The organism is Virgibacillus oceani (assembly GCF_041521345.1).
Classification (GTDB): Bacteria; Bacillota; Bacilli; order Bacillales; family Amphibacillaceae; genus Virgibacillus_N; species Virgibacillus_N oceani_A.
This window is the reverse complement of the sequence record NZ_JBGOHB010000019.1, coordinates 32765-47242: the sequence shown is the minus strand read 5'-3', so window position 1 is coordinate 47242 and position 14478 is coordinate 32765. Positions and strand designations below refer to the sequence as shown.

Sequence of the window (14478 nt, the reverse complement as noted above, 5' to 3'; positions counted from 1 at the left end):
AAATAATCACTTTATTTGTCGAAACATTTCCTTATTATCATAACATTTTTTCAGCTTTAAGGCAGGTATTTCTTCGTATAATGTAAGAAAATCCGCATGAATGCCATGCGGATGTATCTTACTCGTATATTTCCTGTAAAGCCCTTTCCAATTGTTGGTCATCTTCTCCACTTCGAATATGATCAACCAGTTCTGCTTCAATCATACCAGCTGTTTCCTCGTCAATCTCACCGGTAGCTTCCAGATCATGTTCCTCCTGAAAAGCAGTTACAGCATCTATGGTTGCATCATCAAAGTAACCATCTGTACGGCCAGGTTCATAACCAAGCCCATCCAGCATTAATTGTACACTTTCAATGCGTTCATCTGCCTGGTCATATGTTAAAGGCTCATCAATTTGCACCGGATTTGTATAGTAATAATCAGGCTGTTTCTCTTCTATACTTGGCTCCACACCAGTCTCATGAATCCATTCTCCATTTGGCGATAGCCATTTATAAAAGGTTAATTTTATGGAACTGCCATCACCCATTGGGACTGCCTGCTGAACCGTTCCTTTTCCAAAGCTCGGCTGCCCGACCACATCATGACCCATTTCCTTTAAAGCTACAGCAAGGATCTCGGAAGCAGAAGCACTACCTTCATCTATGAGGACACTGATCGGATAATTCTTTTCCTCACCCTCACCAAGCTGGGAATAGTATGGCTCCTGGTTTCCATCCTGATCTTCAATTTGCAGGTATGGTACATCTTCCGGTATAAACTGCATTAAAATATCTTCGACCACATTGAGCAATCCACCCGGATTTCCACGTACATCAATAATCAAGCCTTCAATACCTTCATTTTCCAATTGTTCCAGCTGCTCTGTGAATTCTTCCGCTGTATGTTCGGAAAAATTGGTGACTTCCAATATGCCTGTCAGTTTTCCATCAATTGTTTCTGTTTCATTATACACCGTCTCTACTGGGATTGTATCACGGACTATTGTTACATCGAAAGGTTCAGTGGCTCCGGACCTTAGAATACTCAATGTGACTTCAGAGCCTTTTTCACCACGGATTTTTGCCACAGCTTCATTTAAATCAAGCCCTTCCACACTTTCATCATCCACCGCCAGCACTTGGTCATTCGGACGGAGTCCTGCCTGCTCTGCAGGTGAATCTTTTATCGGAGACACAATGGTTACAGTGCCATTAACCATGCTGACCTCTGCACCAATGCCTTCAAATGAGGATTCAATCTGTTCATTAAATTCCCCCATCATTTCCACGTCCATATAGGAGCTGTAGGGGTCTTCCAGCGTGGTAAGCATACCTTGTATTGCACCTTCAATCAATTGCTGATCCTCTACATCTTCCAGGTAATTCTCCTTTATTAGTTGAAAGGCTTGGGCAACTTTTCCAACGTCCTCCGGAGGCTCTTCACCATTTTCTTCCCCCGCCGTTTCAGCTGGCAGCTCGACTTGCTGCTGAGCATCATCTTCCGGCTGGGCCATCAGCACCCCGCCGTATGCGCCAACAAAACCCAAAGCAAGCGCAGCAACCAGTATAATAGCTATATGCAATTTCGTTAATTTCATTTTTTCACCTCAAATAAAACTTTAAATATGTGTTCAAAAAGGAGGATAAAAGTACTGATATTACCGAAAAATCACAGACACAGCATATCCACGATCCATAAGTCATTGTTACCGAACTTTTTGAACAACACCCTTAACAATATAAAAAGCATACCATGAACTTCTTCTTATGACTATGGTTTTGGATTAATATTTATGAAAAGGAAAACACAGCATAAAAGAAGAAGGCATTAACCCGATAAAAGGGTAATGCCTTTTCCTTTATTATTGTACTTATCTGGATGGTAAATATTTCGTTGGATTTGCATGGTTATTATACCCGCCAGGATGTATTTCAAAGTGCAAATGTACCCCTGTAGAAACCCCGGTGGTTCCCATTCCAGCTATTCTTTGTCCTTGGCTGACAGTTTGTCCCTCGGATACAGAAAAACTGTTCAAATGAGCATAGAGCGTGGTATAAGTCGTTCCATCGATTGTGTGGGTAAGCATGATCGTATTACCATAACCACTCATACTTCCAACATAACTAACTACACCGGAAGCAGCTGCCTTTATATCAGTCTCTGAACTATTTGCAATATCTATACCATTATGGAAACTTCTGCCGCCACGAACCGGGTGCGTTCGCCATCCGTAAGGTGATGATAACCTGCCTTCTGCTGGCCAAACAAATGTAGCATTGCCCCCGCCACCAGAGCCTACATTACCGGAATTACCACCTGAATCGCCGGATGCACTGCTGGAGTTACCGGAATTACCGCCTGAATCGCCGGACCCACTGCTGGAGTTACCGGAACCTCCTGAATTGGAACTTTGTTCCTGTTGTTGAGCTGCTTTTCTCTCACGCTCTTTTCTTTCAGCTTCTTCTTTTGCTTTCTGTTCCAAATTACTTTTTTCCGATTCAGCAAGCTGTTTTGATTGTTCCACGGCATCAGCCTGTGCAGCTATAAGTTCCTGCTCTTCTTCTAAAGTGAGCATTTCTTCTTCCAGGCCTTGATGTTCTTCTTGAAGCTGTGCCATAAGCGATTCTTTTTCTTCCATTTGCTCATCAAGCTGAGCTACTAAGGAGACAAGTTCGTCTTTTTGATCTTCCAGCACGAGCTTCCTTTCTTCCACTTCTTCTTTGCTTGCTTCCACTTCTTCTTTGCTTGTCTCAACTTCTTGTTTACTTGATTCTAACTCTTGTTTATCCTTGGCCTGCGCTTCCATGATCGATTTGTCCTGATCCATGATCGTGTTAACTGCAGTAGCTCTGCTGATAAAATCACCAAAACTTTGTGCGCCCAGGATTACTTCTATGTAGTTCATATTTCCGCCGCTTTTTTGAATGGAACGGAGCCGGTCTTTCAGCAATTCATCCCTTTTTTCAATTCGTTCCTCAAGTACCGTGATTTGATGGGTTAATTCTTCTATTCTATCTGTCAACTCTTCTATTCTGTTTGCTAATTCTTCCAACCGATCATTTGTTTCAGTAATCTCATTTTCTTTAGCTTCTATGTCTTGTGTGGTTTCTTGAAGATGACCATCAATTTCGTTAATCTCTTGCTCCACGTCACCCTGTTCACTTAAGTTTTCATCAATTTGCCCTCGGGTATCATTCCTGTCACTATCCAGGTCTCCTCTTTGATTCTCCAATTCCTGCCTCTCTTGTTCCAGCTCATTAATCTTTTCTTTTAAACTGTCAATCGAATCTGCTTTTACCGTATCCGCTTGGAATGCGCCTATAGTGACTGCCATAACAACTGCAAGCATTATTGGAATAAATTTTTTTATCAACTCGCGTTCCCCTCTCCCTGGATTACTTTTTTCTCTAAGATGCTTTTCGTTCGAGTTTATTCTAACGGCTGTCTAAAAGGACGGAGAGAGAATCGACGTTCAAGCTCCATCCTGTTAGAACCTTTTGATGAATCTATTGCTCTATTAAACTTTTAAAAACTTCCGGACACTCATGACACTTCCCCAGATACCAATAAAGGCACCGATGACCAGTATGATGATTGACAACTGCCAGGCAAAAGGATTGAATGGCAGCAGCTCAACAAAACTGTAATTAATCCGTTCGCTGATATTGGTATCTACATAATAGTAACCGCCTAATACAATTCCAATTGGGATAATTGATCCTAGTACACCAAGCAGCAAGCCTTCAATAAAGAATGGCCATCTTATAAAACTGTTTGTGGCACCTACTAGCTTCATAATGCCGATTTCTTCACGGCGTGCCATAATTGTAATTTTTATCGTATTGGAAATCAGGAATATTGCAGTGAACACCAAACCTAAAATCAGCACTAATCCAATAGTTCTGGCATATGTGTTAAATTCAAACAACCTTTCCACGACACCTTGACCGTAATTAACTTCTTCTACACCTGCAAAAGTTTCAATTTCCTCGGCAACGGGTATAGTATCTTCAGGAGAGAACGTTCTTACGATAAAAACATGATTCAGCGGGTTGTCCTGTTCATATAATTGCCAGGCTTGTCCTTCTTCTCCCATACTGAAGATTAGCTTTTCCAGTTCATCATCTCTGGATGAGAAAATAACACTCTCCACCTTATTAATCTCGGCAATTTGTTCACCTAACGCAGTTATTTTATCTTCTTCAGTGAAAGTCGGATCGATTAATGTATTTACTTCAACATCATCTTCTATATTATCTGCCATCTCATTAAGGTTCAGCATTACCGCCAGAAACACAGCCACTAAAATGAGCGTTGTTGTTACGGCACCAATGGAAGCAATAGTCATCCAGCCGTTCCGGGTGATATTTTTTAATCCTGACCGCAAATGTCTTGTTAATGTTCTAAACTTCATAACCGTAATCACCCCGGTGCTCGTCTCTTACAATTAAACCATCTTCAATTGCAATAACTCTTCTCTTGATTGTGTTTACTATTTCCTTGCTGTGTGTGGCCATAAGAACGGTGGTTCCTCTTGAATTAATTTCTTCAAACACATTCATAATTCCCCAGGATGTCTCTGGATCAAGGTTACCGGTTGGTTCATCCGCAATGACTATTTTGGGGTTATTTACGATTGCTCTGGCAATCGTCACTCGTTGCTGCTCCCCACCGGATAGCTCATTTGGCATGAATCTTGCCTTGTTTTTCAATCCAACAAGCTCCAGTACATCCATTACACGCTTACGGATATTTCGAGATGATTCTTCAATCACTTCCAAGGCAAATGCAATGTTTTCATAGACTGTCAGTTTTGGAAGCAACTTAAAATCCTGAAATATTACCCCTACATCTCTTCGTAAAAAAGGAACATTTTTTTCTTTCAAATCACTCAAATCCATTTTATTTATTATAATTGAGCCTGTTGATGGCTTTACTTCCCTGTAAATCAATTTAATAAATGTCGATTTCCCTGCACCACTGGGGCCGACTATATAGACAAATTCTCCCTGATCTATATTTATATTTATCCCATTTAGTGCAGTAACACCATTGGTATAAGTTTTATATATATCTTTCATTAAAATCATATAGATATCACCTTTATAGTTAATGTTATAAATCTAAGATGTCTAATCCTTTCTTATGTATTTAGCTTGTTGAGTAACGCGTCAAGCCTCCAAATAATTCTTATTCATTATAACATCTTTTCCGTCGATTTTTGGCTAATTTTATATTACATTTGTGTTTCAAAATGGAGGGATATGAAACCTTTTGTCATATAATGAAGTATGATATGTCATTTACTAAATTCTTGCTTGATAAATGACTGATCTTAAGGTATAAACCAGATATTACAATTGAAATTTTTTTGTAAAAGATGGAAGGAAGAAAACTTTGGAAGAATGCAACATGTGCTAAAACGAGACGGTAAGAGTGGAGGCGGTTCCCCTGCTTCATAGGTGACTGACTCTCCTGCTAATGGAAAAAAAGAATCTCCCTCTGTTCACACAAAAAAACCTGACCTTTTATGAGAAATAAGAGATCAGGTTTTTTAACTTTTAATTCATTATTCCATTTCTGCTAACCAGTTAGCAAGCAGGTCTACATCATCACCTGTTGCTGTTCCAGCTGGCATAGAGCCTTTTCCATTTTCGATAATGTCCGCAATTTCATCTGATGAATAATTAGAACCTGCATCAGTTAAGTCAGGACCTGCTCCACCAGTTAAGTCAGCACCATGACATGATGCACAACTTTGTTGAAATGCTTCTTCAGCAGCTGCAACATCCACAGAACCGCCATCGCCGTTATCGTCTGCAGATTCTTCAGTATCCGTATCGCCGTTATCATCAACTGGCTCATCGGCACCATCATCATCGCCGCCGCATGCGCCCAATACGAGTGCGGAACCAAAGACGATTGTTAATAACCACTTTTTCATCTATAAATCCCCCTAACCAATATTTAGTATCATCATATCTTATTATAACCTTATATATATTTTTTAAAACCCTCCATATACATAATTGATATGGTAAAAATGGGGAAAAGCATTGGCATTGCAGTGTATTTTGCAATTTGTGTCAAATTCATGAAAAATGTTCAAAACTGTTGCTATAGCAATGTATTGTGATACCTGTCATGAAAATTGTTTAAAAATAATAAAATCTAACACCTTATAAGGTTTTTTACGTTTAAGGAAAATTACAATGTTAGGTACCTGAAGGGGAAAACGTCTATTGTGTGTCATAGAAAAAACAAAACGAAGCATCATAGAATGGCATTATATAGTGTTGAGGACAAAGCCGGTATATGGATGAGTAGTTATTGATCTTTGCCTAAACGAGCGTGTGATTCTCTAGTATAATAATCTAACCTTAGCTGCATGTTGATATACATATGAATTTTCAAGAAAAACCACAGTGATACACACTGTGGTTTTTCAAAATACTATAACACAACCCAATCATTATGGCAGACATCCTAATTTATTTGTGAACGCAAGTATGCATCAATAAATAAATCGATTCCGCCATCCATTACGGCTTGGGTATTTCCGATTTCCTTATTGGTTCTATGGTCTTTTACCATAGAATAAGGGTGAAATACGTAAGACCTTATTTGACTTCCCCAGCCAATTTCTTTTTGCTCTCCGCGTATTTCGGCTAATTCTTCTTGCTGTTTCTCGATTTCAAGCTGATATAATTTGGATTTTAGCATCTTCATGGCAGCTTCCCGGTTTTTAATTTGGGAACGTTCATTTTGACAGGTTACGATTACATTTGTCGGTAAGTGCGTAATTCTAACAGCAGAATCCGTAGTGTTCACATGCTGTCCTCCTGCACCGCTTGCACGGTACGTATCGATTTTAATATCCTCTGATTTCACCTCGATGTCTACATCATCATCCATTTCCGGGGTAACTTCACATGAAACAAATGAAGTGTGACGCCGTCCAGATGAATCAAAAGGGGAAATTCGAACTAGACGGTGTACGCCTTTTTCTGCCTTCAAATTCCCATAAACATTATGTCCTTTAATGAGCAGTGTTACACTTTTAACGCCAGCTTCATCACCCGCGAGATAATCCAGTATTTCCACTTTGAAATTCTTGCTTTCCGCCCAGCGCTGATACATACGCAGCAGCATACTTGCCCAGTCCTGTGATTCCGTTCCGCCGGCTCCCGGGTGTAATTCCAAAATAGCGTTATTCGCATCATACGGCTCACTAAGCAGCATTTGCAGTTCAAAATCGTTAATAGCTTCTTTTAATCCGGTTATTTCCGACTGCAGCTCATCAAATAATTCCTGATCGTTTTCCTCTTTAACAAGTTCATAAGAAACTTCGACATTGTCAAGCCGTTCTTCCAAATCATCAAAATCACTTACATAGCCCTTCAGCCCGTTTACTTCACTTATTACTTTTTGTGCAGCATCCTGATCATCCCAAAATGAAGGTTCAGTCATTTTTAAATCAAGCGCTTTGATCTGCTCTTTCTTCTCATCCAGGTCAAAGAGACCCCCTGAATTCATTGATTCTGTTGGTCATTTTTTCAAATTCACTTTTAATTTCTGCCATTTCCATCCTTATCCACCTCAATTGTTTATTTGGAAAGCAATATTTTATTATAGATTATATCATTTAAACCCGCAGCCCGAATACACTTCGCTTTCCGCGGGCGAGTGGCGAGCCTCCTCGGCTTTCGCCCTGTGGGGTCTCGCCATTCTCGTACTTCCCGCAGAAATCTACGTGTATTCGGGCCGCTCAGAACACTTAAAAGGGTACTTGTATTCTCATACAATAGCAATAGGCTTTAAACCAACCTAATAAGATTTTTAAAAAGTGTTATTTTCCATGACAATTTTTGTATTTTTTACCGCTTCCGCATGGACATGGATCATTGCGGCCAGCAGTCTCTGTTTTCACATATGGCTTGCGTGATTTTTTCTTTTCTTCCTGGCCACCTGAAACCGCCTGTGTATTTTTTACTACTTCTTGTCGCTGTAGATTATCACGGATTTCCGCCTTCATTATATATTTAGACACTTCTTCTTCAATATCTTCAATCATAGATTCAAACATGGAGAAACCTTCCATCTGATACTCGCGCAGTGGGTCATTTTGACCGTAGGCACGTAGATGAATACCCTGGCGCAGCTGATCCATCTGATCAATGTGATCCATCCATTTCGTATCAACCGTGCGGAGTAAAATCACTTTTCCAAACTCGCGCATTTGCTCTTCGGATAATTCTTCTTCCCTCTCATCCAGACGTTTGCGGACTTTCTCCAAAATCAGTTCATTGATTTCTTCCGGTTCTTTTTCTTTAATATCATCTTCAGAAATATCATCCTGACTCAAAAGGTTTCCATGAACATAAGCAGTGATGGCGTTTAAATCCCATTCATCCTCATCGTCATCCTGGGTATGGGTAGCTACCACCCGCTCCAATGTAGAAATTATCATATTTTCAATAATCTCTCTCAGGTTCGTATCTGCATCAATAACATCAAAGCGTTGCTTATAAATGATTTCACGCTGTTCTCTTAAAACATCATCATAGGAAAGAACGGTTTTACGTGCATCAAAGTTATTTCCTTCTACACGCTTTTGTGCTGATTCCACTGCACGGGAGACCATCTTGCTTTCAATTGGCTGGTCATCATCCAAACCAAGTCGTTCCATCATGCCTTTCAGATTATCCGAGCCAAATCTGCGCATTAACTCATCTTCCATGGATAAGTAGAATTGGGTTGTTCCCGGATCACCCTGACGACCGGAACGTCCGCGCAGCTGATTGTCGATCCGGCGTGATTCGTGTCGTTCTGTACCAACGACAGCCAGGCCGCCAAGTTCTTTTACACCATCTCCCAATTTAATGTCCGTACCGCGGCCGGCCATATTGGTAGCAATCGTAACCGTGCCCTTTTGTCCGGCATTTTCAATAATCTCCGCTTCTCTATAGTGATTTTTCGCATTTAGCACGTCATGCTTTACGCCGGCTTTTTTCAACAGCTGAGAAATTAATTCAGATGTTTCTACAGCAACGGTACCGACAAGCACCGGCTGGCCAGCCTCATGCCGTTCTTTAATTCCTTCGACAACCGCCTTAAACTTTCCTTCAAATGATTTGTAAATCAAATCTGCCCGGTCATCACGAATGATCGGTTCATTAGTTGGGATTGCAATAACATCCATATTATAAATATTCCTGAATTCTTCTTCCTCTGTTTTTGCGGTACCGGTCATGCCAGAGAGTTTATTGTACATACGGAAAAAATTCTGGAATGTAATGGAAGCCAGTGTCATACTTTCATTTTGAATTTGCAGCCCTTCTTTTGCTTCTATTGCCTGGTGGAGACCGTCACTGTAACGGCGGCCTTTCATGAGGCGGCCTGTAAACTGGTCGACGATAACGACTTCGCCTTCCTCCACCACATAGTCTGTATCACGGGACATAGATACATGTGCTTTTAACGCCTGATTAATATGATGGGTTAACGTAACATGACTTAAATCAAATAGGTTTTCAATATTGAAATACCTTTCCGCTTTATTAATACCTTCTTCAGTCAGCTGGACACCCTTTGTTTTTTCATCAAAGGTATAATCCCCTTCCTTGTTCAGCGTACCGACAAAACCGTTCGCCTGCTGATAATGGGATGCAGTTTTTTTGGCTGATCCGGAGATAATTAACGGGGTTCTTGCCTCATCAATTAAAATGGAGTCCACTTCATCAATGATGGCAAAATTCAACGGTCGCTGTACCATTTGTTCTTTGTACAACACCATATTATCCCTTAAGTAATCAAAGCCATATTCATTATTTGTACCATAGGTAATGTCACTATGATAGGCTTCTCGCTTTTCTTCTTTTGATAAGCCGTTGCCGTTTAAGCCTACTGTCAAACCGAGGAAATTATATAGTTCACCCATTTCCCTGGCATCACGCTCTGCCAAATAATCGTTGACAGTGATGATGTGTACGCCTTTTTCACTGAGTGCATTTAAATATGCAGGCATGGTGGAAGCAAGCGTTTTTCCTTCCCCTGTTTTCATTTCTGCGATATTTCCGTTATGCAACGCAACAGCACCAACCAGCTGGGTCGTGAACGGCCGCATGCCCAACACGCGCTTTGATCCTTCCCGAACAACTGCATATGCTTCTACGAGAATATCATCCAGACTTTCTCCTTCTTCCAGCCTGTTTCTAAATTCTTCCGTTTTATGCTGAAGCTTCCGATCAGACAGTTTTTCCATCTCCGGTTCCATTGCTTCAATCTCATCTACTTTTTTCTGTATTTTTTTTAGCTGTTTTTGAGTCCCGTCCCCAAAAATCTTCTTCAATAAAGTTGCCATTATATACGCTCCTCAAATTTATCATTAACATGGTATATTTTTCTTCATTAAAGCACTTGTCATAAAGGCGGATGAAAAGGACGAAGAAATTCAATGCGTCATCTTCACCGGACTTTTTGACTTAAAGATAACATCCTATAAAAAGAGTTTAGTCCAACTCTAATCATAACATTACACGAAGAAAATTGACAACTGCTTTGAAACAAGGGGGATGGTTCTTTTGTTGCGAAGTATTTGAAAATGGATACCTCTTTTACATATGAATATTTTTATGAACGTTCGATCGTTTCTCTTTCTCCTGTTGTCTGTATATTACGTCGGTAATTCTCCGGTTTGTAGCTGCAATAATTTCGACAAGCTGAGTGATTGTGTGTTCCTGCTGTTTTACTTTCCTTTCTAAACTATTTAATGTTTTTCGTTCTTCAGGCATCATAGTTATTCCTCCCAGGACTTTTGCCATAGTTATAGCACAAATCAGAGGAATGAACCAAATATGTAATTTTGAATTTTTGTTATGTTAAAGGGAGAGAATATTACTGGAAATTAAAAAATGGAGGGTATTTTTAAAGAGAATATGAAAATCTTAATAAATTGAAACTTCAATATAGATTTTTTGCTTTTTATTCGACAAGTTTCGCAGTTTTCAACTTACTTAGAATGTATCGCTCATAATTAAAACCAGCACGCAAAAGCCTTAAGCTTTCACATGCTGGTTTATCTATTTATCTTTCAAAATTATGCATTTGGTTCAATTAAGCCATATTTTCCGTCTTTACGGCGATAAACAACATTGGTATCTCCGCTGACAGCGTTTGTGAAAACGTAAAAAGCATGACCCAACATGTCCATTTGTAAAACGGCTTCTTCGGAGTCCATTGGTTTTAAGTTAAATCTTTTCGTACGTACGATTTCGATTTCATCTGTTGCATCTTCAACCGCCACATTATTTGCTTCTATTTCCATTTCAGCAAATATATGTTTTGGTGCCCCGTTCTGCCTGAACTTGCGGTTTACTTTAGTCTTGTATTTGCGAATTTGTCTTTCCAGCTTATCAACTACTAAGTCGATGGCAGCATAAAGGTCTGAATGTTGCTCTTCTGCTCGTAATAACAGGTCGGTCATCGGAATGGTAACCTCTATCCTCTGCTCATCATTGTAGACACTTAAATTAACGTGTACATCAGATGCTGGTGTAGTGTCAAAATACCTTTCCAGTTTACTGATCTTTTTTTCCACGTAATCTCTTAATGACCCGGTCACCTCAAGATTTTCACCACGAATGTTAAATTTCATTAAAGTGTCCTCCTTTCATCTTATACTTAATATTATACTACGTTTCGCCCTATATTTCCTCCCTAAACTACGAATTTCCTATGTCATTTCCCAGAGTGGGCAGGCGAAACGCGTATACATCACGTTTACATTCATTTAATTATTTTTACGTTTTTTTAATATTGCTCATTGGCATTGTAAATTATTTTTTACTGTCCATAAACATACCATCTGTATTCCGGACATTGGCATACGGATTTATATAGGAACGATTTGACTTTTTTTGCTTCCTCACATTTTTTAATTCCAATTTCAGCTCAGCATATAACTGCTGCATTTTTGTGTGAATTTCTGCATTTAATGAAATGAGCTTCTTTCCAATCTCCATTTCTTCGTTTGTATATGGCGGCTGGAGTGCATTTATGTAATTCTCACGCTTATCCACAAGTACATTTGTCTCTTCAATAATTTCAGCTCTGTTTTTGTCCGTAACTTCCTTGTTAAGCAGTTCCTGCAGTGCTTCTGAAATTTCGTAAACTGTCTGTACACGGTTCATCAGGCCTGTGCTCCCTGCGGAAATTGCTGCTGGCGTGATTTTAAAATAACCTGTTTCCATGTATCCCTGAACTCCACGGCAAAACCCAATACCTCTTCAAGTAAAGCAGGGTCATTTTTAATGTTTGCTTCTTTCAGCTGAAATTGCATATATTCATATAAAGGAAGTATCTGATTCGATATTTCTACTTTTTGATCTAAAGTAATCATCAATTCCCGTATAATATTTTGTGCTTTTTGGATGTTCGTGTTTTTCGCATCAAAATTTTTGGCATTCATTTCTTTTATTGCCTGTTTTATAAATTTAATACACCCGTTATACAACATTAACGTTAATTCTCCACCGGAAGCAGTGTTTACCGCGTTATCCTGATAGGCTTTGTAAGGGTTATTTGCTGACATGGTTCCACTCCTCTTTTATAAATAATTGATTGTGTGCCTTTTATCCCGTCCTACATACCCTCGCCGAACTGGGACATTAGCTGGGCTGATTGCTGATTCAATCGGGAAATTGCCGACTCCATCGCTGTAAATTGATTCCAGTATCGTGTTTCAACTTGCGTAAGTCGCTGCTCAAATGAAGAAATACGGTTGTTTAAGTCCTTCATCCGTTTTCCTAATGTATAATTATCCAAAGAGGGTGAATTGCTATTACCTGCGCGGTCACCTATTTGCGACATAGTCGTATCAAGTGCATCTTCAAGCCTGTTTACAAGACCGCGGCTTTCTCCATCTGCATTATTGGAGAAAAGCTTCTGCACGTCATTCGGGTTTTGCTGCAATGCTTCCCGCAGTTTATCCTCATCAACTATTAATTGTCCTCCATCCATATAATTAGGGGAGGTGTTGATGCCGATTTGGGTCAAGGAATTAAATTCTCCACTATTTTCTACAGAAGAATACCAGCTTTGCCGCATATTAAATAATCCACTGGAAATAACAGTTTCTCCTTTTAGGATCCCGCTTTTTGCCTGTTCTTCCCACAATTCAATTTCATTTTCGGACATTTCCTCTTTCTGTTCGTCTGTCAGCGGCGGATAATCCCGATGACGCTCTTCTCGCTGAGATTCATTCAGTGTTTCGACGACTTCGTTATATGTATCGACGAAAGCCATGATTTTGTCAAAAGCATCTTCGGTATCATTCACAACGGTTATTGCTGCGTTGCCTTCTGTAACATTGGTGAATTGGAAGTTAATACCGTTTAGATTGTAGGAATTATTCTTTGATTCCATTGTTAAACCATTGTATTGAAACACTGCGTTTTTCGCGCTTCTTTCTTGCTGGAGTTGCAAAACATCTGTAAAAAATGAGTTTTCCTCATCAAAAACTATTTCAGCTTCCCCATCTGTGTTATGAACACCCGTTCTAGTTGTTTCCATTATTACCTTGTCTAAGCCTTCATCATAAAAGGCACGCACATTATTATCATCTGAATTAATCCTGCGTAAGACATCGTTTAGTGTGTCTTCTTCACTTACCGTGAACTTATGTGCCGGGTTCTGTTCGCCATTTTCATTATACGTATAAAATTCAAACTCATTAGTCCCAATAACATGTCCTTGGGAACCTAAAGTTTCATTAGGTTTAATATTAATTTGTTCATGACTAATAAACATGGCCGAGCTAGCCAACTCTTCAACATTAATATTATAAGTCCCATCAAAAGCACTCGTTGTAGCAGTTGCCGTCACTGCCCCCTCTTGAGAAGAAGTAGCGATTTTCGAATTATATGTGTGACTCAGCTTCATATCAAGCATCATATTATCCAATTCGGACAATTTTTTGTTTATATCCCTGAAACCGTCCCGCTGCCACTCCAGCATCGTGCGGTCCTGATGCATTTTATTTAGCGGAATCCGCTCTGCATCCATAAGCTGATTTACCATTTGATCAATGTCCATCCCTGATGCCAAACCGCCAACCCTCATCATAGGCAATCACTCCCTAAACTTTTTCGTCGATTAATAATCCCATTCGTTCAATCATATCTGCATACATATCCAGAAACTTTTTAGGTGGTATTTCTTTTATCTTTTCGTTTGTAATTGAGTCTACAACAGTAACATAATAATCATTTAATTTTTCATGGAGTTCAAATTTCAAATTTGTACGCACTGGCTCTATAAACTCGTTTAATTTGGACACTACTGTTTCTACTTGTTCTTTATTGATAACATTGTCCTTCTGTAAGGCATTATCTTCTGTCATACCTTTTCTTATTTGTAATGCAGCTGTTTCAGCTGTTATTTTCTGTCCTGCCGCTAAAGCCCCTTGTATTTCATTTCCTAACCGCATAATAC

At 39.6% G+C, this 14478-nt stretch carries 13 protein-coding genes; all 13 read right to left on the bottom strand.

The genetic code is table 11. The features are described 5' to 3' along the window. Positions 1–118: 118 nt before the first annotated feature. The 13 genes from ACDX78_RS14490 to flaG all read right to left on the bottom strand — a co-directional run bounded on the left by ACDX78_RS14490 (position 119) and on the right by flaG (position 14473). The gene (locus tag ACDX78_RS14490) at positions 119–1582 is read right to left on the bottom strand and encodes a S41 family peptidase (RefSeq protein WP_486028869.1); all 1464 of its coding nucleotides are present in this window, start codon (positions 1580–1582) and stop codon (positions 119–121) included. A gap of 273 nt (positions 1583–1855) precedes the next feature. Continuing rightward, on the bottom strand, positions 1856–3358 hold the full coding sequence (locus ACDX78_RS14485) for a murein hydrolase activator EnvC family protein (protein WP_486028868.1): 1503 nt from the start codon (positions 3356–3358) through the stop codon (positions 1856–1858). A 144-nt stretch (positions 3359–3502) separates the two neighbouring features. Beyond that, positions 3503–4399 carry a permease-like cell division protein FtsX gene (ftsX, locus tag ACDX78_RS14480; RefSeq protein WP_486028867.1) on the bottom strand — a complete coding sequence of 299 codons (897 nt, stop codon included), beginning with the start codon at positions 4397–4399 and terminating at the stop codon, positions 3503–3505. Next, positions 4389–5075 (bottom strand): cell division ATP-binding protein FtsE, encoded by a 687-nt coding sequence (ftsE, locus tag ACDX78_RS14475; RefSeq protein WP_486028866.1) that lies wholly within the window; start codon positions 5073–5075, stop codon positions 4389–4391. Before ftsE ends, ftsX begins: the two co-directional genes overlap by 11 nt. A 479-nt stretch (positions 5076–5554) precedes the next feature. Beyond that, the gene (cccB, locus tag ACDX78_RS14470) at positions 5555–5929 is read right to left on the bottom strand and encodes a cytochrome c551 (RefSeq protein ID WP_486028865.1); all 375 of its coding nucleotides are present in this window, start codon (positions 5927–5929) and stop codon (positions 5555–5557) included. 542 nt (positions 5930–6471) lie between these two features. Beyond that, positions 6472–7573 (bottom strand): peptide chain release factor 2 gene (prfB, locus tag ACDX78_RS14465; protein WP_486028864.1). Its coding sequence is split into 2 segments (ribosomal slippage): positions 6472–7500 and positions 7502–7573, totalling 1101 coding nucleotides; the frame shifts between segments, so codons are not numbered across the junction. 261 nt (positions 7574–7834) lie between these two features. Beyond that, the gene (gene secA / locus ACDX78_RS14460; protein ID WP_486028863.1) at positions 7835–10348 is read right to left on the bottom strand and encodes a preprotein translocase subunit SecA; all 2514 of its coding nucleotides are present in this window, start codon (positions 10346–10348) and stop codon (positions 7835–7837) included. 253 nt (positions 10349–10601) lie between these two features. After that, positions 10602–10781 (bottom strand): hypothetical protein, encoded by a 180-nt coding sequence (locus tag ACDX78_RS14455; protein WP_486028862.1) that lies wholly within the window; start codon positions 10779–10781, stop codon positions 10602–10604. A 302-nt stretch (positions 10782–11083) separates the two neighbouring features. Continuing rightward, positions 11084–11641 carry a ribosome hibernation-promoting factor, HPF/YfiA family gene (gene hpf, locus ACDX78_RS14450; RefSeq protein WP_486028861.1) on the bottom strand — a complete coding sequence of 186 codons (558 nt, stop codon included), beginning with the start codon at positions 11639–11641 and terminating at the stop codon, positions 11084–11086. A gap of 181 nt (positions 11642–11822) precedes the next feature. Then, on the bottom strand, positions 11823–12236 hold the full coding sequence (locus ACDX78_RS14445) for a flagellar protein FliT (RefSeq protein WP_486028860.1): 414 nt from the start codon (positions 12234–12236) through the stop codon (positions 11823–11825). Next, complete coding sequence (gene fliS / locus ACDX78_RS14440) at positions 12176–12577, bottom strand: flagellar export chaperone FliS (RefSeq protein WP_486028859.1); 402 nt, start codon at positions 12575–12577, stop codon at positions 12176–12178. Before fliS ends, ACDX78_RS14445 begins: the two co-directional genes overlap by 61 nt. Positions 12578–12627: 50 nt before the next feature. Next, complete coding sequence (locus ACDX78_RS14435; protein ID WP_486028858.1) at positions 12628–14109, bottom strand: flagellar hook-associated protein 2; 1482 nt, start codon at positions 14107–14109, stop codon at positions 12628–12630. Between the two features lie 13 nt (positions 14110–14122). Further along, on the bottom strand, positions 14123–14473 hold the full coding sequence (gene flaG / locus ACDX78_RS14430; protein WP_486028857.1) for a flagellar protein FlaG: 351 nt from the start codon (positions 14471–14473) through the stop codon (positions 14123–14125). Positions 14474–14478 lie beyond the last annotated feature (5 nt).

What these genes read in the sequence shown, in the direction of transcription:
- ACDX78_RS14490 (WP_486028869.1), bottom strand. Translation starts at nt 1,582, where the DNA reads ATGAAATTAACGAAATTGCATATAGCTATTATACTGGTTGCTGCGCTT.
- ftsX (WP_486028867.1), bottom strand. Translation starts at nt 4,399, where the DNA reads ATGAAGTTTAGAACATTAACAAGACATTTGCGGTCAGGATTAAAAAAT.
- ftsE (WP_486028866.1), bottom strand. Translation starts at nt 5,075, where the DNA reads ATGATTTTAATGAAAGATATATATAAAACTTATACCAATGGTGTTACT.
- cccB (WP_486028865.1), bottom strand. Translation starts at nt 5,929, where the DNA reads ATGAAAAAGTGGTTATTAACAATCGTCTTTGGTTCCGCACTCGTATTG.
- secA (WP_486028863.1), bottom strand. Translation starts at nt 10,348, where the DNA reads ATGGCAACTTTATTGAAGAAGATTTTTGGGGACGGGACTCAAAAACAG.
- ACDX78_RS14455 (WP_486028862.1), bottom strand. Translation starts at nt 10,781, where the DNA reads ATGATGCCTGAAGAACGAAAAACATTAAATAGTTTAGAAAGGAAAGTA.
- hpf (WP_486028861.1), bottom strand. Translation starts at nt 11,641, where the DNA reads ATGAAATTTAACATTCGTGGTGAAAATCTTGAGGTGACCGGGTCATTA.
- ACDX78_RS14445 (WP_486028860.1), bottom strand. Translation starts at nt 12,236, where the DNA reads ATGGAAACAGGTTATTTTAAAATCACGCCAGCAGCAATTTCCGCAGGG.
- fliS (WP_486028859.1), bottom strand. Translation starts at nt 12,577, where the DNA reads ATGTCAGCAAATAACCCTTACAAAGCCTATCAGGATAACGCGGTAAAC.
- ACDX78_RS14435 (WP_486028858.1), bottom strand. Translation starts at nt 14,109, where the DNA reads ATGATGAGGGTTGGCGGTTTGGCATCAGGGATGGACATTGATCAAATG.
- flaG (WP_486028857.1), bottom strand. Translation starts at nt 14,473, where the DNA reads ATGCGGTTAGGAAATGAAATACAAGGGGCTTTAGCGGCAGGACAGAAA.